Source organism: Algoriphagus mannitolivorans DSM 15301, from assembly GCF_000429425.1.
Classification (GTDB): Bacteria; Bacteroidota; Bacteroidia; order Cytophagales; family Cyclobacteriaceae; genus Algoriphagus; species Algoriphagus mannitolivorans.
On the sequence record NZ_AUBV01000008.1, the window covers coordinates 212423 to 233374 of the forward strand.

General features: G+C 44.1%; 20 protein-coding genes. 6 read left to right on the forward strand and 14 right to left on the reverse strand.

The window, feature by feature from the left end:
• Positions 1 to 30: 30 nt before the first annotated feature.
• The 7 genes from G458_RS0110830 to pdhA form a co-directional block, all read right to left on the reverse strand.
• Complete coding sequence (locus G458_RS0110830; protein ID WP_026951931.1) at positions 31 to 360, reverse strand: DUF6787 family protein; 330 nt, start codon at positions 358 to 360, stop codon at positions 31 to 33.
• Between the two features lie 15 nt (positions 361 to 375).
• A complete protein-coding gene (locus G458_RS0110835; RefSeq protein ID WP_026951932.1) occupies positions 376 to 834 on the reverse strand; it encodes a DUF3368 domain-containing protein in 459 nt (152 codons plus the stop codon).
• Entirely contained in the window at positions 812 to 1054 is a 243-nt protein-coding gene (locus G458_RS0110840; protein ID WP_026951933.1) for a UPF0175 family protein, read from the reverse strand. The genes G458_RS0110835 and G458_RS0110840 overlap by 23 nt, the downstream gene beginning before the upstream one ends.
• A 122-nt stretch (positions 1055 to 1176) precedes the next feature.
• The gene (locus G458_RS0110845; RefSeq protein ID WP_026951934.1) at positions 1177 to 2496 is read right to left on the reverse strand and encodes an aspartate kinase; all 1320 of its coding nucleotides are present in this window, start codon (positions 2494 to 2496) and stop codon (positions 1177 to 1179) included.
• Positions 2497 to 2520: 24 nt separating this feature from the next.
• Complete coding sequence (ribH, locus tag G458_RS0110850) at positions 2521 to 2997, reverse strand: 6,7-dimethyl-8-ribityllumazine synthase (protein ID WP_026951935.1); 477 nt, start codon at positions 2995 to 2997, stop codon at positions 2521 to 2523.
• 82 nt (positions 2998 to 3079) lie between these two features.
• Positions 3080 to 3784 carry a tetratricopeptide repeat protein gene (locus G458_RS0110855; protein ID WP_026951936.1) on the reverse strand — a complete coding sequence of 235 codons (705 nt, stop codon included), beginning with the start codon at positions 3782 to 3784 and terminating at the stop codon, positions 3080 to 3082.
• A gap of 111 nt (positions 3785 to 3895) precedes the next feature.
• On the reverse strand, positions 3896 to 4915 hold the full coding sequence (gene pdhA, locus G458_RS0110860; protein ID WP_026951937.1) for a pyruvate dehydrogenase (acetyl-transferring) E1 component subunit alpha: 1020 nt from the start codon (positions 4913 to 4915) through the stop codon (positions 3896 to 3898).
• A gap of 89 nt (positions 4916 to 5004) precedes the next feature.
• On the opposite strand from pdhA, the gene recF reads away from it, so the two are divergent.
• A complete protein-coding gene (gene recF, locus G458_RS0110865) occupies positions 5005 to 6105 on the forward strand; it encodes a DNA replication/repair protein RecF (protein WP_026951938.1) in 1101 nt (366 codons plus the stop codon).
• A 24-nt stretch (positions 6106 to 6129) separates the two neighbouring features.
• On the opposite strand, the gene G458_RS0110870 is transcribed toward recF, so the two are convergent.
• Entirely contained in the window at positions 6130 to 7035 is a 906-nt protein-coding gene (locus G458_RS0110870; protein ID WP_026951939.1) for a nucleotidyltransferase family protein, read from the reverse strand.
• Positions 7036 to 7309: 274 nt separating this feature from the next.
• Here G458_RS0110870 and G458_RS0110875 point away from each other — a divergent pair, with 274 nt between their 5' ends.
• Positions 7310 to 7648, forward strand: coding sequence for a P-II family nitrogen regulator (locus G458_RS0110875; protein WP_026951940.1), 339 nt, complete (start codon positions 7310 to 7312; stop codon positions 7646 to 7648).
• Between the two features lie 32 nt (positions 7649 to 7680).
• Positions 7681 to 8922 (forward strand): ammonium transporter, encoded by a 1242-nt coding sequence (locus tag G458_RS0110880; protein ID WP_026951941.1) that lies wholly within the window; start codon positions 7681 to 7683, stop codon positions 8920 to 8922.
• A gap of 78 nt (positions 8923 to 9000) precedes the next feature.
• On the opposite strand, the gene G458_RS0110885 is transcribed toward G458_RS0110880, so the two are convergent.
• On the reverse strand, positions 9001 to 9189 hold the full coding sequence (locus G458_RS0110885; RefSeq protein WP_026951942.1) for a hypothetical protein: 189 nt from the start codon (positions 9187 to 9189) through the stop codon (positions 9001 to 9003).
• Between the two features lie 115 nt (positions 9190 to 9304).
• Here G458_RS0110885 and G458_RS0110890 point away from each other — a divergent pair, with 115 nt between their 5' ends.
• From G458_RS0110890 to G458_RS0110900, 3 genes are read left to right on the forward strand one after another with little or no spacing between them, the layout of a single operon-like run.
• Positions 9305 to 10756, forward strand: a complete 1452-nt coding sequence (locus G458_RS0110890) for a BatD family protein (RefSeq protein ID WP_026951943.1) — start codon at positions 9305 to 9307, stop codon at positions 10754 to 10756.
• Positions 10749 to 11834 carry a chorismate synthase gene (gene aroC / locus G458_RS0110895; RefSeq protein WP_026951944.1) on the forward strand — a complete coding sequence of 362 codons (1086 nt, stop codon included), beginning with the start codon at positions 10749 to 10751 and terminating at the stop codon, positions 11832 to 11834. The genes G458_RS0110890 and aroC overlap by 8 nt, the downstream gene beginning before the upstream one ends.
• Positions 11835 to 11846: 12 nt before the next feature.
• Entirely contained in the window at positions 11847 to 13196 is a 1350-nt protein-coding gene (locus tag G458_RS0110900) for a dicarboxylate/amino acid:cation symporter (protein ID WP_026951945.1), read from the forward strand.
• Between the two features lie 37 nt (positions 13197 to 13233).
• Here the strand turns inward: G458_RS0110900 and G458_RS0110905 are convergent, their stop codons facing one another.
• The 5 genes from G458_RS0110905 to G458_RS0110925 form a co-directional block, all read right to left on the reverse strand.
• A complete protein-coding gene (locus tag G458_RS0110905; protein ID WP_026951946.1) occupies positions 13234 to 14289 on the reverse strand; it encodes an aminotransferase class V-fold PLP-dependent enzyme in 1056 nt (351 codons plus the stop codon).
• Entirely contained in the window at positions 14286 to 14714 is a 429-nt protein-coding gene (gene aroQ / locus G458_RS0110910; protein WP_026951947.1) for a type II 3-dehydroquinate dehydratase, read from the reverse strand. Before aroQ ends, G458_RS0110905 begins: the two co-directional genes overlap by 4 nt.
• Before the next feature lie 149 nt (positions 14715 to 14863).
• Positions 14864 to 15514 (reverse strand): outer membrane beta-barrel protein, encoded by a 651-nt coding sequence (locus G458_RS0110915; RefSeq protein WP_026951948.1) that lies wholly within the window; start codon positions 15512 to 15514, stop codon positions 14864 to 14866.
• Between the two features lie 28 nt (positions 15515 to 15542).
• Positions 15543 to 18293, reverse strand: coding sequence for a TonB-dependent receptor (locus G458_RS20565; RefSeq protein ID WP_051287191.1), 2751 nt, complete (start codon positions 18291 to 18293; stop codon positions 15543 to 15545).
• 10 nt (positions 18294 to 18303) lie between these two features.
• The gene (locus G458_RS0110925; RefSeq protein ID WP_026951949.1) at positions 18304 to 20916 is read right to left on the reverse strand and encodes a carboxypeptidase regulatory-like domain-containing protein; all 2613 of its coding nucleotides are present in this window, start codon (positions 20914 to 20916) and stop codon (positions 18304 to 18306) included.
• Positions 20917 to 20952 lie beyond the last annotated feature (36 nt).

A 20952-nucleotide genomic window follows, 5' to 3' on the forward strand; every position in this document is an offset into this window, starting at 1 on the left:
GCCGGATGTCGAATGCCGGATTTCAGAAATTTATTTTTTGCGAGAAAAAAGGCCGCCTATCCTACGGAAAATCTGCTTTTCTTTTTCCCAAAAGAAGTTGAACTGCCCAAAAATAAATCCATAGATCAATAAAAAAATCTGGTACAAGGGAAGAACCAGCAGAAGATAAAGCAAAGTATTCAAAAAGCCTTGCCCTCCACCTCTTTCAACTCCAAAGAAATTCAAAATTGGATTTTTGATAAAAAGTATGGTAAAACCGGTACATGCAAAGACCACCAAAACCATAACGACTTGAAATAAAGATTCCAGCTTCCATTTAGTTTGAAGCTTTTGAAGAAAGTTGGGTTTGTCTGATTGCATGCTTAGAACTTAAGATTACTCTTCATGACACAAATAAAGGACGGTTTTTTCTAGTTCTTTACTGATTCTGAAATCTGTCCTTTTAATTTTTTCAAGAACAGGTTTAATAGAGAAGATGATTTTTTTTCTTTTGGCAAGAATCAGAATGCCTAATGAGCCAATGATATTAATTTCCAGACTTCCCGCAAGTTTCCTTCCCTTCAGATCATCAATGATCAAAAGTGGATTTTTTCTCTCAAGGCATAGGGCTATAGCACTGGATTCCCCTTTGTCTAAAGAGGCCTCCAGGATTAATTGGTAGGTTTTATTCTTTGGACTTTCAATTTGGATCCATGAAGGAAGAGGCTTTTTGTATTCTTCTGAGATTTCAGGGGTAATGGTAAGTGTTCCAAACAGACTATGTAAAAGTTCTAATTCTCCTATTTTTTCTAAAAGAATTAAGCAACTGGTATCAGAGAGTATAATCTTTTCCATTTTCTACATCTCTCTCCACATCAGAAACGGAATAGTTAAAGGGTGAAACTCCGTAATCACCTAAGGCTTCCATAAACGAGGACTTCGACAATCCTACCACCTCTGCTGCTTGGCCCAACGAAAGTTTCCCTTTCTCAAACAATCGCGCAGCTATGGCCATCAGAGCCTCTTTATCATCGAAATCCACCGTTTCAGGTATATTGATTTTCAGTGTTTTCATATCCTTAAGTTAATTTAATTCTCTGTAAAACACTTTTAGGATGACTTTTAATTCCCCTCCAGATTAAAGTAATAGCCACAGATTTTCGGACCTTAATCCTTTCATCTGTAGCCATTATAAACTTACCATGTAAACACTCCCTCGTTAAGGTTTTTCAATGCCTGAACTTTGTATTGGGCATCAACAAGGATGGAGACGTTATGACGGCTCCCACCATATGAAACCATCCGTATAGGAATATCGATCAAGGAATCCATGACAGACTTGATCGCCCCTTTAGTTTCTGAAACCATATTTCCGACTACACAGATAATCGTCTGGTCTTTATCTACCTCCACGGTACCCAAAACCTGAAGCTCTGCCAGAATCTGGTCCAGATGACTCAAATCATCAATAGTTACAGATACTGCCACCTCGGAAGTGGTAATCATATCGATCGGGGTCTTGTACTTTTCAAAAACCTCGAATATCCTTCTCAAAAAGCCATAGGCCAAAAGCATTCGGCTGGATTTGATCTTGATGGCCGTGATACCATCCTTTGCCGCAATCGCCTTCACTCCTTTGGTAGGAACTTCTGCCTTAATCAGGGTACCTGCTGCGGATGGTTCCATAGTATTGAGCAACTTCACGGGCACATTATACATTTGGGCAGGCCAGATGGATGCCGGGTGAAGGATTTTTGCTCCGAAGTAAGCCAACTCGGCTGCCTCGTCAAAGGACATCTCAGCAATCGGACGGGTACGGTCTACCACACGAGGGTCATTGTTGTGCATTCCGTCGATATCCGTCCAAATTTCACAGACAGACGCCTGAATGGCCGCAGCAATTAAAGAAGCGGTGTAATCACTTCCTCCACGCTTTAGGTTATCCACCTCATTTAGGTGATTTTTGCAGATATAACCTTGAGTTATGAAAAGCTTTTCTCCTCCATGCTGAGCCAAAATCGCCTTTAGTTTTTCAGAAATTTTGCTCAATTCAGGCTCTGAATTCTCATCAATACTCATGAAGTCGAGTGCTGGAAGGAAAACTGCAGGGATCTCCAATTCCCCCAGAAGAGTATAAAACAGCTTGGTAGAAAGCAATTCTCCCTGAGCTAAAATATCACGGTTGATTGCCTCATTGAAAGAGATTTTCAGCAGGATATTCAGGAACTCAAAATGTTCTTTGATGATTTCCTCAGCTTTTGCCTTGGCAGCCTCAGTTTGAAGCAATGCCGGATAAAAGGCCTGGTAATGGGCATGCAGCGTGTCAATCCGCTCTTTTGCAAGAGTTTTGTTCCCGGATGCCAAAGCTTCTCCTATGCCCACCAAGGCATTGGTAGTACCGGAAAGTGCCGAAAGAACCACGATTGTAGGTTCATCTCCCCGGGTAATCAAGTCTTTGACTTGATACATTCGCTCAGGACGGCCCACGGAGGTGCCGCCGAATTTCATGATTTTCATAAAAGGATATATAGGTTTGATCTGTTAGAATCCTAGCATTTTGATCGCAGTGATGGCCGCTTCATCACCTTTGTTGCCATGCTTACCTCCGGCACGGTCTAGAGCCTGCTGCTGGGTATTGGGAGTCAAAACTCCAAAAATCACCGGCTTGTTATACTTCAATGAGACATTGGTAATCCCATGAGCCACCGCATCGCAGATAAAATCAAAGTGCTTGGTTTCTCCTTGGATTACACAACCCAGACAAATTACGGCATCGATGCTTTCATCTTGGGCGCACCACTGAGCTGCCAATGAAAGTTCAAAAGATCCCGGCACATTTTTCCGGATGAGATTTTCTTTTTTGGCGCCATGCTGAAGCAATGTTTGGTAAGCTCCTGAGTATAGGGCTTCGGTAACGTCTTCATTCCATTCGGAGACCACCAGGGCAAACTTTTTACTGCTGATGTCCAGAATATTTTTTGAGCTGTATTCGCTTAGGCTTTTGTTGGTAGTTGCCATATGAATTGAGATTAAAATTTTATAACAAAAAAAGAGTAAGACCGCAGGGCCTTACTCTTCTAGTATGCATACATAGGAAGCATTACTTAGCGGCAAGGCCTTCTAAGCGAGCTTTATGTTTTCGAGCCACAGAGTACTCAAAAGACTCATAGTATTTCTCTTCGATTTCGGTGTAGGTGGCAATAGCCTCTGCAATTTTGCCAGCTTCTTCCTGAGCTACAGCCAATTTAGCCAAGTACTTTGGAGTCATGTACTTATTTTCGTTGGTGCGGGCGGCTTTAGTATAGCTAGAAATAGCCGCATCGATTTTTCCCAATTCAAGATTAGCATCTCCGATGAGAGAGTAAGCTTTAGACTGAACTAAGTAATCATCAGAGGAAAACTCTTCCAGATGATCCAAAGCTTCTTGAAATTTTCTTTCAGAAAGGTAAATGGAGCCAATGTAAAAATGCGCCAGGTTGGCGGCATCAGTTCTTGGATAGTCTTCCACAATTGCCAAAAGGCCTTTGTTGATACCGTCACCCTTCAAGGCAAAGTCCACACTGTCCTGCTCGTAGAAATAAACCGCTTGGAACATCTCTTCCTGAGCCTTTTCATTTTGGTTGGCGTTGTTGATTTGGAAGAAAAGAATTCCACCGATCAATACTACCGCAGCAGCCAAAACTCCGCCTAATATTTTGCTATTCTTTTTCAAAAAAGCTTCACCTCTGCCAATTTGCTCGGCGATGACTTCCGGATTTTCCAAAAGTTCATTTTCAGTTGCTTTTTTCGATTGCTTAGTTGCCATGTTACTCAAATTTCGGTCGCAAATATACGGTTTTTATCAAATTCACAAGCCCCTACAAAAAAGCCATGAAGCAGGAAAGACTTCATGGCTTTCTTAGTCTCAGGGGAGATTTTATTCCATTACAAAAGGATAATCCTCCTGGACGTAAACGTCTTTGAAAGCATCCATTCCGTCAGGCCATGGGGACTCTTCCGCGAATTTCACTGCGTCGTCCACTTGCTTTTTCACCTTCTTGATCACGGCTTCGATTTCCTCTTCCGTCATCAACTTATTCTCGCGGATGGTTTGAAGCACTTGCTCGATAGGATCTTTCTTTTTGTATTCTTCTACTTCCTCCTTGGTCCTGTATTTCTGAGGATCGGACATGGAATGTCCTTTGTATCGATAGGTTCTGAACTCCAACAGGGTTGGTCCATCTCCTCTTCTTGCTCTTTCAGCAGCTTCCGAAACAGCCTCATGAACCGCCTCCACGTCCATCCCATCTACTGGGAAAGAAGGCATGTCGTAAGCTTCTCCGATTTGATAAAGCTCAGTCACATTGGATGTTCTTGCAACGGAAGTACCCATTGCGTAACCGTTGTTTTCGATTACAAAAATCACTGGAGTCTTGTAAAGCATGGCCAAATTAAATGCTTCGTGAACAGCTCCCTGTCGAACAGCACCGTCACCCATGTAGCAAATGGCTAGATTTTTCGTGCCTTGATATTTTTCAGCAAAGCCCAATCCTAAGCCCATAGGCACCTGAGCACCTACGATTCCGTGACCGCCCAGGAAGTTTCTTTCTTTGTCAAAAATGTGCATGGAGCCACCTTTTCCTTTGGTCGTGCCGGTAGCTTTTCCGAAAAGTTCAGCCATCACCGCACCTGGATCTGTTCCCAATCCCAGTGGATGGGCATGACATCTGTAGGCGGTAATCCACTTGTCATCCTTAGTCAATGCGGAAATAGATCCCGAAGCGCAAGCCTCTTGACCAATATATAAGTGACAGAATCCTCTGATTTTTTGCTGACCGTAAAGTTGTCCGGCTTTTTCCTCAAACCTTCTCATCAAGAGCATGCTTTCATACCAGTAAGCATAGGTTTCTTTGGAATATTTTACCTTGGACTTGGTTGCTGTAGCTTTCTTTGCCATATCGCTTGAATCAAAATATGCTATTTTAGGCCCCAAATATAGCAATCCCGACCTAAAAATCAGGCCGCCGCTAAAATAATTCCCAAAGCATGCTTCTGGAGTCCATCGATTTAATCCAGTTTAAAAACCATCTGAAAACCAGCCTCAAGTTCAGCCCTGAGCTCAACTGCTTTGTGGGATTAAATGGCAGCGGGAAAACCAATATTCTGGATGCCATCCATTATTTATCCCTGACCAAAAGTGCGGTGCAAAGCAGTGATACGCTAAACGTCAGTCATGGGACAGACTTTTTTTCCATCATCGGGAAATTTAGGGTGGAAAAAAAGGCTCTGGAAGTTCGCTGTTCTTTTGAAGCGGGAAAAAAGAAGCAAATTTTTGTCAATGGAAGTCCCTTGCCAAAAACCTCAGATCATGTCGGGACAATCCCTTTGGTCATGATTGCTCCGGATGACACCGAGCTAATCAAAGGAGGCAGTGAAGGACGCCGAAAATTCTTTGATGGAATGATTTCCCAACTGGATCATGGGTATTTGGATCAGTTGATCCGGTACCACCATTATTTGAAGCAACGGAATGCCTTGCTGAAGCAATTTGCGGAAACCGGCAGGCGGGATATCAACTTATTGGGGAGCTATGATCAGGAATTGATCCGGCTGAGCGGGATTTTGGGTAAAAGAAGAAAGGAGCTGTTGGACGAGGTCGCTCCATTGCTTCAGTTTTACTACGAGAAAATCTCCTCCGGTCAGGAAGAAGTGAAAGTGGTGTATGAGACAGAAGCTTTGCGTGAGGATTTCGGAACCTATTTCTCCAGCCTACGGCCCAAAGATTTGGCTACCAAAAACAGCAATGCCGGCATTCATAAGGATGATTTTGATTTTCAAATCGGAGGCCATCCCATTCGGAAAATCGGCAGCCAAGGTCAGCAAAAATCCCTGATCATTGCGCTAAAATTAGCCCAGTTTCAGTTGTTTGAAAAAGCCAAGGGAGAAAAACCATTGCTTCTTTTGGATGATATTTTTGATAAGTTGGATGACGAGCGAATTGCCAAGTTGATGGATTTGGTTTCTCAGGGAACCTTCGGGCAAATATTCCTGACCGATGCCCGCCCTGAGCGATCCATGGGGATCCTGGGAGATTTGAATGCGGAAGTTTTCTTTTTTGAGGTAGAAAAGGGCGTAGTCAAAAAATAAAAAAGAGGCCGAAGCCTCTTTCAATTATTTCCACAAATCTGCCGGATATTCTCCTTCCTGATGTAGCTTTTTCAGTGCCTCGATCACCACTGGTCGATCCTCGGTATAGGTCACTCCAAACCAGGTTTTGCCTCCAGCCAGAATTTCAAAAGCGGCTTTGCCTTCCTGAATCAGGTTATTGGCCACCGTTGGGATATAGAATTCGGATTTTAGGTTTCCCCGATTGGCAGGAAGGAATTTAGTCCACATCTCCTCAATGTCCACAAACACATCCGGATGGAATCCCCAGAAGTTCATACTGACGGGCGTATTTTCGGCGATTTCCAAGACTTCTCCCTCTCCTCTGCTGACGATTTTATCCCCTTCTCTGGAGATGGAAGTTCTTTCCACCATGCCGATCAATTGACCTTTGGCATTGGTCTCACAGACTCCACGGCTGACGGTTCCATTTTCGGAAAGCACATTTTGAATCGCATAGCCTACCATCGCATGTAGATCTGGCTTTACTTCCTTAGAAAGGAATTTGCCCAACACTTCAAAGGCTTCTTTCCCATAGAAATCATCCGCATTGATCACCGCAAAAGGCTCTTGGATCGCATCTTTGGCACAAAGTACTGCATGGGCCGTCCCAAAAGGCTTCACCCGCTCCGGCTGTTTTAATTCGGCCGGCACAAAGCTATCTAAGGACTGGATCACCCAGTCCACTTCGATTTTACCCTCGAGTTTAGGTAAGAATTTCTCCTTAGCCACTTCCAAAATTTCTTGACGGACAATGAATACTACTTTCCCGAATCCAGCCCGTATCGCATCAAAAATTGAATATTCTAATATGGTCTCCCCGTTTGGGCCAAAACCGTCAATCTGCTTATTTCCTCCGTATCTGCTGCCCATTCCGGCTGCAAGCACCAGTAGTGTTGGTTTTTTAGTCATGGTTTTCAGTTTAAAAACGCTCGCAAAATTAGCCGATTATATCCTTTGACCAAATCAACCTAAAAAATGACCCCAAAGGATCATTTTATACCCAAACTTTTCAAACTAGGTATATTTTTTAAAACCTGAAGGGTATTTTTTAAACCGAAAAATCGATTTCGTAGATATATTTTATGAAATCAGGGGTATTTTTTCACGCTATTTTTGATTTTGATTCAATATTTATCTTACTTTCATGCCATTATCTCAAAAAATCACATAACCTATTGACAAAATGAAAAAAATCGAAGCGATTATTCGAACCTCGCGTTTCGATCAAATCCATACCTGCATCTCCAAGCTAGGAGTGAAATTCCTCTCGTTCTATGAGGTCAAAGGGATGGGATTTGAACATGCCCGACAGGAAATGTACCGGGGCGTCGCCTATGAACCGGCATACATTCCCCGAACCAAACTGGAAATAGTCGTTCCGGATGATCTGGCCGAGGGAGTAATCCAATGCATTTTGAAAGAAGGCAAGACTGGAGAAATCGGAGACGGAAAAATCTTTGTCTATGATGTCCAGGAAGCCTACCGAATCCGAAATAACGACACGGGTGAGGCAGCCCTTTAATTCAACATTAATCACCGAACCTATTTAGACCAATGCAAGAACCTGTTCAAGACCTATTCACGGTCAATAATCTCTGGATGATGATCGCCACAATTCTGGTATTCATCATGCACCTTGGCTTCGCGACGCTGGAAGCCGGACTAACGCGAGCCAAAAACACGGTAAATATTCTCTTCAAAAACACTATCATCCCAGCAATTGGACTGTTAACCTACGCATTTGTGGGTTTCAACCTAATGTATCCTGGAGGCGATTTTGCAGGAAGTGTCTTCGGCTTTGCCGGATTTGGACTTTCCCTACCTGAAGGATGGGATACCAGTAATTACAACGCTGGGTATACTTATTTCACTGATTTTATTTTCCAGGCGATGTTTGCCGCGACAGCAGCTACTATTGTCTCTGGAGCTGTGGCTGAGCGGGTAAAACTCGGGCCTTTTATCACCTTTTCCTTAATCTATGTAGGTATCATCTATCCTATCGTAGGAATGTGGAAATGGGGCGGGGGGTTCTTGAATACACTTTCAACTCCATTTTATGATTTTGCAGGCTCCACCATTGTTCACTCTGTTGGAGGCTGGGGAGCTTTGGTAGGAGCTATGCTACTAGGACCAAGATTGGGCAAATACACACCTCAAGGGATGAAAGCAATCCCGGGGCATAACCTACCGATGGCTACCATGGGCGTATTCTTGCTCTGGTTTGGCTGGTTTGGCTTCAACGGCGGGTCTGTACTTAGTGCCGATCCAGGCCTGGTTTCCAAAGTCTTTGTTACCACTTCCCTGGCTGCAGCGGCTGGTGCATTCGGCGCTCTGATTGTTTCCTATTTGAAATTCAAAACCTATGATATCACCATGGTCCTCAACGGAATCCTTGCCGGATTGGTAGGTATTACAGCTGGAGCTGACCAAATGGGCGTTTTGGATTCTGTCATCATCGGCTTCATCGGCGGTGGCTTGATTGTCTTCTCGGTTGTCATGTTTGACAAACTTAAAGTGGACGATCCAGTAGGTGCTATCTCTGTCCATTTGGTTGGAGGAATTTGGGGCACTTTGGCCGTTGGTATCTTCGGAGATTTAGCAAGCATGAGTCAGCTTTATTCCCAGTTCTTGGGTGTGGCAGCTGTCGGAGTATTCTGTTTTGCTACTTCTTGGCTGATTTTCTTCAGTTTGAAAAAATCCATCGGTATCCGGGTGGATGAAAAAGAGGAAACTGAAGGCCTCGACATCAATGAACACAGCATGAGAGCCTATCCTGACTTTGCTCCTAAAGATTAAAACCACACTAAACCAACCTTAACTAAAAAGCCCCGAAAGAAATAAATCTCTCGGGGCTTTGATTTTTACTGTTGGTAATTAATAAGCTGGTTTAAAATGTTGATTTAAAATAGGCAGGTACATTCTGCTAAAGGTGGCATAGCACCAATCTCTAAACTCCTCAATCTCGCTCGGCATCAGATACCGAAGGCCCTTCTTCAATTCGCGCTCAAACAAGTGTCTGCTAAAGCTTACTTTTTGCAAAATGGTCTTCACATATTCTAGCATAGCTGATTTGATTTAGGTTTATTAACTGAAATTAAGTGGTCATACGAAGCCAATTCTGTAGATGTTACGTTATTTTGGAAGCTTTAAGAATAGAATTATCCCTATTTTCGCATCCATGAACAAAACGATCCTTAAACTATTCTTCGTATGTATGGCCAATATTTTAGTTGGCTTTACCTATGGTCAGGAGGTTCAGATCGAGCTGGGTCCGGATGAAATCGGCCTCAATGAAACGTTCACCATCAAGGTCACCCTCTCCAACGACAAGATCAAATCCTACGACCAGTTTCCCGAGATCCAAGGGTTTCAAAAGCAGGGGATTTCGCAATCCTCCTCCATGAATATCATCAATGGGCAGATGAGTAGCTCCAACAGCATCATCCAATACTATAAGCCCAGCCGAAAAGGTCAATTTACTCTGGGGAGTTTTGAGATTCTGATCAATGGAGAAGCACATTCCTCTCCCGGGAAAAGAATTACCGTCACTGACGCCGTAAGTTCACAAAGCTCCGGAGGAAATGTTTTCGACCCTTTTGCTGAATTCTTTGGCAGAAATGCCGAAGAGCCCGAATACATCGAATTAGACGACGATGCATTTTTTTCCGTCTCCGTGGATAAAGATGTGATCTATGCCGGCGAGGGATTTACCGTGAACATTGCATTTTACATGTCGGAGCAAAACCAGGCACCTTTTCAGTTTTATGAACCGGGAAGACAGCTGGATGCCATTCTGAAAAAAATCAAACCTGCCAATGCCTGGGAAGAAAACTTCAACATCACCAATATCGAACCTCAAGTCGTGGACTTGAATGGCAAAAGATGGCAGAAATTTAAAGTCTATGAGGCCACCTTCTTTCCGTTTTCCGAAGGAAAAATAGAAATCCCAAGAGTACCTTGGGAAATGATCAAGTACCGAATTGCCAAAAACCCCACTTTCTTTGGAGCAAACCGGCAGGAAGATTTCAAGACATTTTATTCCACCGCAAAAACTATTACTGTCAAGCCTCTGCCAGCTCATCCGCTGAAAAATGAAGTGAGCGTAGGTGTCTATCAATTAAGAGAAAACATCAGCGAGCTTGAAGTGGAGACCGGAAAGGGTTTCAACTACAACTTTGCAATCAGCGGCGTGGGAAATATCAATGCAATCAAAGATCCCAAGCGACTTCCGGGAGCAAATCTGAATACTTTTGATCCAAACGTGCGTCAGCAGATCAACCGCGGCTATGGTAGAGTGTCGGGAATAAAGGAGTACAGCTATTTCATCACGTTGAATGAGGCGGGAGAATACAATCTCAAAGATTACTTCCAGTGGGTCTATTTTGATCCGATTCGGGGTGTGTATGATACCTTGAGCCCTAGTGCAAAAATCATTGCCTCAGGTGAATCCAAAGTGAACCAGGCATTGTCTTCTCAAAGACTTGGAGGGCTTTACGACCGCATTTCCACGGAAAACAACCAGTTTTCAAACGAGAAATATAAATACTATTTTACGATCGCAATTAATCTTCTCCTTCTTGGAGCAGTGATCCTATTGTCGGTCCTGATAATCAGAAAAAATAATGGGTAATACATTTGGAAGGCTTTTCAGAGTCACAACCTTCGGTGAATCACATGGGAAAGCTTTAGGAGCAATCGTAGACGGATGCCCTGCCGGACTTGAAATAGATGAGGAAAAAATCCGCCTGGAAATGCAGCGGAGAAAACCCGGACAATCCAAAATCACCACCCAGCGTAAGGAAGAAGATGAAATAGAGATTCTCTCCGGTGTATTTGAGGGAAAATCCACCGGAACCCCCATCGGGATCATCATCCGAAATGCCGACCAAAAAAGTAAAGACTATTCCCATATCGCAGATAAATTCCGCCCCTCTCATGCAGATTTCACCTACTTTGAAAAGTATGGGATCCGGGATTACCGGGGAGGAGGGCGATCCAGTGCAAGAGAAACAGCCGCACGTGTCGCAGCCGGCTCCATTGCAAAGCAGTTTTTAGCGACCAAAGGGGTAAGCTTCCATGCATTTGTTTCGCAGGTTGGAGACTTGACTCTTGAAAAGCCTTACCAAGAATTGAATCTGGCCTTAGCGGAAGATAACATCGTCAGATGCCCTGACCCTGAAATGGCAGAAAAAATGATCGAATTGATCGATTCTGTAAGGCTGGACCGAGACACCATTGGAGGTGTGGTCACCTGTGTTATCAAAAACACACCCGTTGGATTGGGTGAACCTGTTTTTGATCGTCTTCATGCTGAATTGGGCAAAGCCATGCTGAGCATCAATGCGGTGAAAGGATTCGAATATGGAAGCGGTTTCGAAGGCGTGAAAATGCGGGGATCCCAGCACAACGACGGCTTTGTCAATCTAGATGGGAAAATCCACACCACCACCAATCACTCCGGTGGAATCCAAGGTGGAATCAGCAATGGAGAAGACATTTATTTCCGTGTTGCTTTTAAGCCCGTTGCTACCATTATGCAAGATCAGGAGTCTGTCAATGAAGAAGGGGAAACCGTAACGGTAAGTGGAAAAGGAAGACATGACCCCTGTGTAGTTCCGAGAGCAGTACCGATCGTAGAAGCCATGGCCGCCTTGGTCATAGCTGATTATTTATTGTTGTCAAAAAGCAATAAACTTGAAAACATTTAAACCCTACCAAACTTGAAAAAAATACCTTTACATACCCAGATTATTATCGGATTGGTTTTAGGTCTGATTTATGGAATTATCGCCATTCGTACGGGCATTCCTTCCTGGCTTACCTTGGATTGGATCAAGCCGATTGGTACTGTATTCATCAATGGACTGAAAATGATCGCCATGCCTTTGGTGCTGGCTTCCTTGATTATTGGGGTATCCAATTTAGGCGACATCTCCAAGCTTAGTAGGATAGGTGGAAAAACCATCGTCACTTTCCTAATCACAACCGTAATTGCCATTTGTACCGGTCTGCTTCTGGTCAATATTTTGGTACCAGGAAAGGGTCTTCCGGCCGAAACCCGGGAAAACCTGATGAAAATGTACGAAGGGGATGCAGGTCAAAGAGCTGCGGCAGCAGCTGAGCTTCAGGAACAAAGCCCGCTCCAACCCCTTGTGGATATGGTTCCTCAAAACCTTTTTCAAGCTACCACAGATAATGCTGCGATGCTTCAGGTGGTTTTCTTTGCCATCATTGCCGGGATTGCCTTATTGCAAATCCCCAAATCCAAAGCACAGCCGGTTATCGCATTCTTTGATGGATTAAATGATGTGGTGATTCAAATTGTCAACTATATCATGTTAATCGCTCCATATGGGGTTTTTGCCTTGATGGCATCTCTTATTGTAGAAATCGCCGGAGACAATCCAGACGCGGCGGTAGATTTGCTTTTAGCATTGCTTAAATACAGCTTGATAGTCTTGGGAGGGCTTTTCTTCATGATGTTGGTCATTTATCCGTTACTTCTGAAAAGCTTCACCAAAGTGAAATATGCGGACTTCTTTAAGGCTATTCGTCCCGCCCAACTATTGGCTTTTTCTACGAGTTCAAGCTCTGCGACTCTTCCTGTGACCATGAAGCTTACAGAAGAGGAACTGGGGGTATCTGAAAACATCACCAGCTTTGTGCTTCCTTTAGGGGCAACCATCAATATGAACGGAACAAGTCTTTACCAAAGTGTTGCTGCCGTGTTTATCGCTCAAGCTTTGGGAATGGATCTATCCATCTCACAACAATTGATGATTGTGTTAACCTCTACTTTGGCAGCTATTGGGTCTGCAGGCGTACCGGGAGCTGGATTGATCATGCTTATCGTGGTCTTGGAATCCATAGGTGTACCAGCAGCAGGAATAGCTCTGATCATGGCTCCAGACAGGATTTTGGATATGTTCCGAACCGTAGTCAATGTGACAGGAGATGTGGTTGTAACCACCGTCGTAGCAAGTACAGAGGGAGAACTTCCAGATGGATTACTTCGAAAATCCAATCCATTCACCGCCAATGAGAGTGTTTTAGAAGAAGAAAATGGATAAAAACAAAAGGCCCGGATCAATATCCGGGCCTTTTGCTTTAATACTGCTTGAGGAAATTATTCAGCTTTTCAAATTCAGCATCCGAGATTGCCGGAAAATTGGCGATTCGGAAACTGGTTGGCTTTAATGGCCCATAACCGCCTCCAAGCTGCATTCCTTCTTTTTCCGCGGCTTTTTTCACTGAGTTGATCAGCTCTTCAGAGCCGGATACCGCCATCACAGTAGTGCTTCTGGTCTCTGCATTGTCCACCAACATTCGCAAGCTTGAAGTTCTCGCAATAGTATCCTCCAAGGTTCTCATCCGCTCACGTAGCTTGGCATCGACCTCCTGGATTTCTTCCAAGTCTTTCAAAACTCTATTCAGAAGGTAAATCCCGAAAACGTTTGGGGTATAATGTGTTTGATATCCTTCTGCATTTTCCAGCATAAAACTTAAGCTGTTATATCTACCGCGTTCCCCTTTTCGCTGAACTTTTTCAATAGCCTTTGGAGAAACGATTAGAATTCCTAGCCCTGCCGGAAGACCAAAGCACTTTTGCACAGAAGCATACCAAATGTCCGCCAATTGAAAATCGAGCTCGATTCCTCCCATGGAAGAGGTCGTATCCACAGCGATCATTTTTTCAGGAAACTTTTCTCCTATGGCTGAAATCATGGACATTGGAACCTGAGTTGCATTGGCAGTCTCATTCTGCGTGATGGCAATCAGATCAAAGTCTTCAGAAATCTCCAGGCCTGCGACATCTATGGATTGGTTGGCTTCGATTTTAATTCCTGAGGTGGCCGGATTGATATGCTTTGCAAATTCAATCCACTTTTTCCCAAATGACCCGGAATAGATATGGAAACTAGCCCGTTCTACTACGGATTGAGTGATGATTTCCCAGTTTTCGGTGGCACTGGAGGTAAACAACAATTTGTAATCCTCCGGCATGTGTAGCTTTTCCCGCATCAGCTGCTCAGTCTCCTGATAGAGATTCATGAATTTGCTGCTTCGGTGATTTGCGCTCAAGATTCCTTGAGAATAGGCATCCTGCATGTATTGGGGCAAGGCATCATATACCTTGGATGGCCCTGGAGCAAAAGTGATCATAGATCTGGGGAATTGAGGAAATATAGGATTCCGAGTTCATAGCCTTTCAGCCCAAGTCCGGCAATCATGCCTACGCAGGATTTGGAAATGATGCTTTTGTGGCGGAATTCTTCTCTTTTGTAAATATTGGAAATATGGACCTCCAAGGTCGGGGTGGTCACTCCCGAAATGGCATCCGAGAGGGCTACGGAGGTATGGGTGTAGCCTCCGGCATTGAGGAGAATCGCATCGAATTCAAACCCAATTTCATGGATTTTATTGATCAGTTCTCCTTCTACATTACTCTGGAAATAATGAAGCTCAACTTGGGGGAATCTCCTTTTTAAATGCTCCAAGTAATCTTCGAAGGTCTCACTCCCGTAGATCTCCGGCTCCCGCTTCCCGAGCAGATTTAGGTTTGGTCCGTTGATAATCTGAATTTTCATGTGCTTTAATTTTCTTTTGAGGAGTCACATGGAATCTCGCTTAGAATATCAACACACCTGTAAGTGACGTTTTCTTTAAGCTAGATTTCAAGGTTGAATAGGTTTTTTTGACGGGATCAAAGTTACAGAGTCCCGGCGAGCTTCCAACTTTACTTTCTCTTTTCCTTGATCCGGAATAAATAGGCTAAAGTAAATTCAAGATTCGTGGACCGGATGTCAAAAACCCTGTCTTGAGATTCTGGATTGGTAAAGTCAAAAGAAAACCGCGCCTCGCCAGAGATCGTGCTTTTCCCGAAAAGTTTGGAAATCCCTGCTCCTGCCGTCAATCCATACATCAGCTTGTTCGGATTGTCCCCCGGCTGTCCATAAGTCGGCATTTCAGGAAATGTCGCCCCGGAATACTCACGGGTGACATCCTCCGCCTTCATCAAATAACCCAAATGTGGACCCATTTTGATCTGAAATCGTCCGGACCTACCTGCAAAAAAACTCCCTAGAAGAGGAAACTTCAGGTAAGTCAGTTCAGTCTGGTTGAGTTCATTTTCTTCATTGAACTGCCGAAAGCCCAAGGTAATCTGCTGGGCATTCAACTCGATTCCAGCATTCTTGGCATTGAAATACTCAAGGACAAAGGCAAAAGTTGGACGCCCAACCCCATCGAGGGTCCTACTTCGTTGCCCTGCTGTAGGCTGATAGGAATAAGAGGATGCAGCATACCCTCCTCTTATTCCAATGCTCAGTTGAGCCTTGGACACCATTGGAATTGCCAGTAGGAAAAGAAACAGAATCGTTTTTGCCATGGTCAAAAATACGAGAAATACTCAGGGTCTATTTTTTCCTAAGCAAAAAGGTTCCAAAAACCGCCTCCCCATCAATGGTCAATCCCTTGATTTCCACCACCACGGGTCCATCCGAATCATTGGAATAAAAACTGATCGTCACTTCTCCTTTTTCATCCGTCACCAAATAGGGATCCCAAAGTAAAGTTTGTCGATCGTCTTTTTCCACGGCTTCATTAATTTGGGAGTAATCCACTGGGAAAAAGTTTCGACTAGGCTGCAATCCTTCAATGGTAAATTCCTGAAATCCAGGAGGACGATCTGTCAGAGTTGGCTTTAGATTTTCTTTGAGATACACTGCGATGACCCCATTTTTCCCTTGATCACCTAAGGTCGAAACCATACGATTGACTACTTCTACCCGATCAATATCAAATGGATTAATGGTCCGCAAATTATCTGCTGCAGTGGTCTCACCACTAGCGATCCGAATGATCCCGTTCACAATCACCACCGGCTCCATATTACCTGTGGCCGATACAGCACCTCCCCTGATCCTAATATTTTGCTGACCGCTTGCTCCTGTCGTGGTGACCCGCATTCCCGGCACCTGACCAGCCAAGCTATTGACCAAATCTGAGGTATTACCTGTTTTGGTAAGTTTTTCGCCAGGAATCACAAAGTCAGGCTCCCCATAGATGGCAGAACTCTTGACGGAAGTAGAATCTTTAACCGGCTTCGAAACAGGGATCGGCTCTGGTTCCCGGATGGGTTTTGCCAAAGTCGTTACAGCCGGGAATTTAACCCCGGCAGGAAGGGCAATTGGAGCGGCAAGTTGCTGATCCAATCGGACATTCAGGGGCTTGCCCTTTTTATCGGTTGCCGACATGGCCAGTTTCATAGGTCCATAAAATTCAGCCCCATCGAGTGAAAATTGCCCGTTTAAATTGGATTCCAATTGGATCATTCCCTCGAAATCATTGACAAAAGCAGTTATTTCAGTTCCTACTCCTTTTCCTTTATCGTCCGAGACCATTCCCGGGAAACTCAAAATAGTCTGAATAGGATAGGAGAATCGATCCAGACCTTGAGATTCAGGAATGTTTTGGAGACTCAATCCTTCATGGATTTCATGCGTTCTTTGAATGGGGACGATTTGCTCGGCATCCCAAACCCCAGCAGAAATTCTAGCTTGAGCAGGATTTCCCTTTGCGTCTTTTACTCGAATGGTAAGTGTTACTTTTTCCCGATTTCCAAAATTAACCGGGGATGTCTCTACGGAAATGCCCTGATTTTTCCAAGTGGAAACAGCCTCTCCCGGAATGATCCGCTTATAAGGGTCCAAAATGGTCAAAGGCTGTAGAAAATAGGAATCTGGACCATAATTTCTCATCCAATTGGTATAGGCCCTAAGAAAATAGCTGTCCTTATTCAAAGAATCCGGGATGTTGAAGTCCCCCACAACAATCCCATCTTGGATAAGAAACTTCTTCCTAAGAATCAGGTCCCGGTCTGTTGAAATCAATTCCACATGGAGAATTTTACTCAGCTCATCTTTTAAATAGGGATTTCCATATCTGAAATAGCCTTTGAAATACAACTGGTCTCCAGCATAGTAATAGGGTTTATCTGTGTGCAGATAGACCTTCTCCTGATAATTTTTGGCCGTCTTGGCTAAGTCCTGAAGCTGAATTGCCTTTTCTGCATTGTAATCCAATGGAAGTAGATTGGAAATTCTCTTTCGGTCCATATCTCCGGAGAAAATGACATCCTGTGGATTCAGCACCATGCCATTGTCTTTGATTTTGACTCTTCCTCCATTCACTTCCAGCCAAGAAATGGGATAAGGGGCATCTTTGTAGGTATTAGCTTGGGCAAATCCCTTTTGGTAGTGTATTTCAATCCTCCCTTTGAGGTTAAGAAAATAGGTGCCCGGAGGGCTCGTGGGAGTCACCAGAGGTTCTGCTTTGTAGGGAACAACAGATTTCCCCAGTTCATTGGCAAAAATATCCGAACGCATATTCATGCTGGCAGAACCTCCCCCCTTGTCTCCATATAGGTAAAAGCCTTCTTTTTCAGCAGCTCCATTCAACAGAGCTCGGAACATATTCATGGGGGATTTCCGGTAAACATCTGCCCGGTTTTTCTCCCAGGTAGTTTTTTGAATTTCTGAACCCGGATTCATTTCTTCAAATCTCGCAGCACCCACGATTCTAAAACTGGTGGGCGAGTCGTAAAAATCCCTTAGGTTGAAGGTGATTTTGTAGCCCAAATAATGGTTTTCGATTTCCAGAGGAATTTCAGCTTTAGCTATAAAAGCATTTTTCTCGGTTGAGGCCGGAAAATCAATGACCCATGGATTGAGAATCTGGGTTTTGGCCGCAGCCTCATCAATTCCGATAAAGAGGTTCTGAAACTTCCGAAGATCTCGTTCCCAAGATTTATCCCGAGAAGCTTTGATTTCCACATCACTCAAGTCCTGCGCAAAAGGCTTCAGAGCCATATTGACCGTTAACTTTCCGCCTGGATTGAGTGTGACACTTTTGGTCTCCGCTGTATAGCCCATGAAAGAAAAACCAAGCTCAACAGGTCCCGCTTCAAGCCCCGAAAGGGTGTAGTTCCCCTCCATATCCGTAACTGTGGAGACTGTCGTGTTATTGATAAACACGTTGCAAAACGGTAAGGTCTCGCCCGTCTCGGCATCTTTTACCACTCCGGTAATCGTTCCGGTCTGGGCATGGGTCAGGGAAGAAAGAAGGAGAAGAAAGGGAAAGAGTAAAAGTAAATTCCTGAAATTCATGGAGCTGGTTTTAGTTTTCTTGGCCTGTAGGTTTATTCAAAACGAATCTACCCATCAAAGGCTTCCCAAGATCGGAAATTCCTCTGATTTCCACCAGAATAGGCCCTGTAGGATCATTCAATTCAAATTCTAAGGAAGTCAAGAGGCTGGAGGGGTCTGTGACCAAATTGGGTCTCCACAGGAGAGTAGGCCGAAAAGGTTTGAGCCAAGGTTTTTCCTCCCGGTATTTTTCGGCTTCCAGAAATGGCAAATACTCCGAAAAACCTTTGAATTTGAACAGGGTGTAGTTGTTCAAATTTTTGGCTTGCTCTGCACCTGATTTCAGAAAAATAGAGATAATTCCATTTCTCCCCTGATCTCCATATTGGGGAACCAATCCTCGGATCACTTCCACTCTTTCGATGTTGAAAACATTGATTCCCTCTAAGGCATTGTAGGCTCCAGAGCTGCCCCCTCCTGCCAGAGTCAGCCCTGAGACTGCATTGACCGGATTTCCATTGACCAAAATCAAGGGTTCACCACTCCTAAAACGGATTGAAACATTCGGTGGAGTCCCGCTCACCTGCATCCCAGGAACCTGTCCTACTAAGGCATATAGAAATTGAATCGTGGACCCATTCAGGAAAAGATCTTTGGTCTCTACGACTTTGTGAGGTCTTCCATAGATCATGGGTCCAATACTTGCCTCTCTTTTCTCCTCAATGACTGCTTCTTCCAGTAAAATCTCCCCTTCCTGTAGAGGTCCCATCGGAATCGACGGGGATTTTACTTTTCTGGGGACGATTTCAGGAAACTGGTATTGCTTTGGAATCCAGGAGTCTTGGTAGTTTTTCACCTCCAAACTCACATTCCGAATCGGCTGACCTTTTTTGTCCGTAGCCTGGACATTGATTTCAAATTCCCCTTGAAAGGACGAAGGAGGCATTTGGAATTTCCCGTCCAACCCTGTCCCAAATGCCCTGATGTCCTCATAGCCATTGATAAAGGCCTTCAAATTTCCCTCTACCGGAGCACCCCTATCATCCAGCAATTGCCCATGAAGGACTATGCCTTTTTCCAGCGGAAATTCGAATTCTTTTGGCTCTAAGGAAGAAAATTGTAAGGCCATTGCATCAGAAATAGGCTCGATTTCGGGTATAAAACCTGTTTGATTCAGATCCACGACCGATACCGAGAGATTGGAAGCCAGAGGTCTTCCATTTTCATCCTGCACCATGACATTCAGTTTAACCTTTTCTCCAGCTTGGTAAATCTGCTTTTCCGAAAACACCATAACTCCCTGACTGATATCTTCAGGAATACTTCCAAAAGTTTCATCCCGTGGATCCAAAATTTGAATAGGCTGGACAAATGTCCCTTTCGGATAATTTTTACTCCAAGCCGTGTAAGCTTTGAGGAAAAAGCTCCCCGAACCGGTAAAATCAGCTGGAAGGGTAAAATATCCTGAGGCAATTCCACTTTTGATTTCTACAAGCTCATGCTGCCAGAGATAACCTGTGGAATCCACCAGCTCCAGATGGAGAACCTTGCTCAACTCTTCCTGAAGCAAGGGACTTCCGTAGGCAACATAGCTTTTGAAATAGACCTGTTCGCCTTTCCAGTAGCTTGATCGGTCGGTATGAAGGTAAACTTGCTCCTCCATGGCTTGAGGGCTTTTCTCCAAATTCGCAAGCTTGATCAGCCGATCCGCATTGAAATTAGAGGGAATACCGAAGATGGGATTGTATTCTGAAAAATCTCCTCCCAAAACCAATTCATCCGGTCTTATTGGACTCCCATCCAGATGAAGCGCCAACTTATCGCCCTGATAGCCAATCTCTCCTTGAAAACCTCCAGCCGAAATTTGAGTGGGTTGGTTGAATTCCAAATAATATTCCCCAGGATTCTCTCCCATGGAAACCGAAGGATTAGGATTGTTTTTGGTGAAATCCGTTTTCCCTTCCATCAGGGAGGCTAGAAAGAAGTTGGGAGTTTTTTGGTAAATGGCTAAACGATTCCGCTTTTTAGCTTCCTCCGTTCCCACTTGCTCCGGCAGCTCAAAATAAGTCGGAGTGATTATGAGTTGGGATCCAGATCCTAAAATGTAGGGTTCAAAATAGACTGTGACGAGGTAGTATGTCCAATTATTGGAAAAAAACAGAGGTCCAGCTGAAGAAACCCGAACCGATTTATCTGCTTGGGTTTCAAAGATCACTTTGTCTGGGTTGAGTAAACCGATTTCCTGCTTTTTAAAGTCTCGGCCTACAAAATCCACCATCACTTGATCCAGAAGTTTTTCTCGGCCTTTGCCATTTAGGTATTCAGGCTTGGGAGAGAAATTATCCAAATGAGTCAAGGAGATCTTTAGCTCCTGAATTCCCTTTACAACAATGAATTCAGAAAAATCCTGGTAGCCAAATGATCTGGCCTGAATATTCCATTTTCCCTCAGGAACTCCCAGAATCATGAAATTCCCTAAAGAATCGGTGAAGGCCTGATAAGTAGTGTTGGGAATAAATACGTGGAGTTCGGCCAATGGGGCTCCGGTTTTTTGATCTTCCACCTTTCCGACAATCCGGCCATTCTGCGCTTGGAGACTAAAAAAAGTCCCCAGAAACCATGCTACAAGAGCAATTCTTTTCATATTAAAAGTTTTGAACGCCTTAAAAATAAAAAAGCT

Bases quoted from the DNA above. Each gene is read 5' to 3' on its own strand.
- G458_RS0110925 (WP_026951949.1), bottom strand. From the start codon at position 20,916: ATGAAAAGAATTGCTCTTGTAGCATGGTTTCTGGGGACTTTTTTTAGT.
- recF (WP_026951938.1), top strand. From the start codon at position 5,005: ATGCTTCTGGAGTCCATCGATTTAATCCAGTTTAAAAACCATCTGAAA.
- pdhA (WP_026951937.1), bottom strand. From the start codon at position 4,915: ATGGCAAAGAAAGCTACAGCAACCAAGTCCAAGGTAAAATATTCCAAA.
- G458_RS0110855 (WP_026951936.1), bottom strand. From the start codon at position 3,784: ATGGCAACTAAGCAATCGAAAAAAGCAACTGAAAATGAACTTTTGGAA.
- G458_RS0110890 (WP_026951943.1), top strand. From the start codon at position 9,305: ATGAACAAAACGATCCTTAAACTATTCTTCGTATGTATGGCCAATATT.
- G458_RS20565 (WP_051287191.1), bottom strand. From the start codon at position 18,293: ATGAATTTCAGGAATTTACTTTTACTCTTTCCCTTTCTTCTCCTTCTT.
- G458_RS0110880 (WP_026951941.1), top strand. From the start codon at position 7,681: ATGCAAGAACCTGTTCAAGACCTATTCACGGTCAATAATCTCTGGATG.
- aroQ (WP_026951947.1), bottom strand. From the start codon at position 14,714: ATGAAAATTCAGATTATCAACGGACCAAACCTAAATCTGCTCGGGAAG.
- G458_RS0110905 (WP_026951946.1), bottom strand. From the start codon at position 14,289: ATGATCACTTTTGCTCCAGGGCCATCCAAGGTATATGATGCCTTGCCC.
- aroC (WP_026951944.1), top strand. From the start codon at position 10,749: ATGGGTAATACATTTGGAAGGCTTTTCAGAGTCACAACCTTCGGTGAA.
- G458_RS0110830 (WP_026951931.1), bottom strand. From the start codon at position 360: ATGCAATCAGACAAACCCAACTTTCTTCAAAAGCTTCAAACTAAATGG.
- G458_RS0110915 (WP_026951948.1), bottom strand. From the start codon at position 15,514: ATGGCAAAAACGATTCTGTTTCTTTTCCTACTGGCAATTCCAATGGTG.
- G458_RS0110840 (WP_026951933.1), bottom strand. From the start codon at position 1,054: ATGAAAACACTGAAAATCAATATACCTGAAACGGTGGATTTCGATGAT.
- G458_RS0110870 (WP_026951939.1), bottom strand. From the start codon at position 7,035: ATGACTAAAAAACCAACACTACTGGTGCTTGCAGCCGGAATGGGCAGC.
- G458_RS0110875 (WP_026951940.1), top strand. From the start codon at position 7,310: ATGAAAAAAATCGAAGCGATTATTCGAACCTCGCGTTTCGATCAAATC.
- ribH (WP_026951935.1), bottom strand. From the start codon at position 2,997: ATGGCAACTACCAACAAAAGCCTAAGCGAATACAGCTCAAAAAATATT.
- G458_RS0110845 (WP_026951934.1), bottom strand. From the start codon at position 2,496: ATGAAAATCATGAAATTCGGCGGCACCTCCGTGGGCCGTCCTGAGCGA.
- G458_RS0110885 (WP_026951942.1), bottom strand. From the start codon at position 9,189: ATGCTAGAATATGTGAAGACCATTTTGCAAAAAGTAAGCTTTAGCAGA.
- G458_RS0110835 (WP_026951932.1), bottom strand. From the start codon at position 834: ATGGAAAAGATTATACTCTCTGATACCAGTTGCTTAATTCTTTTAGAA.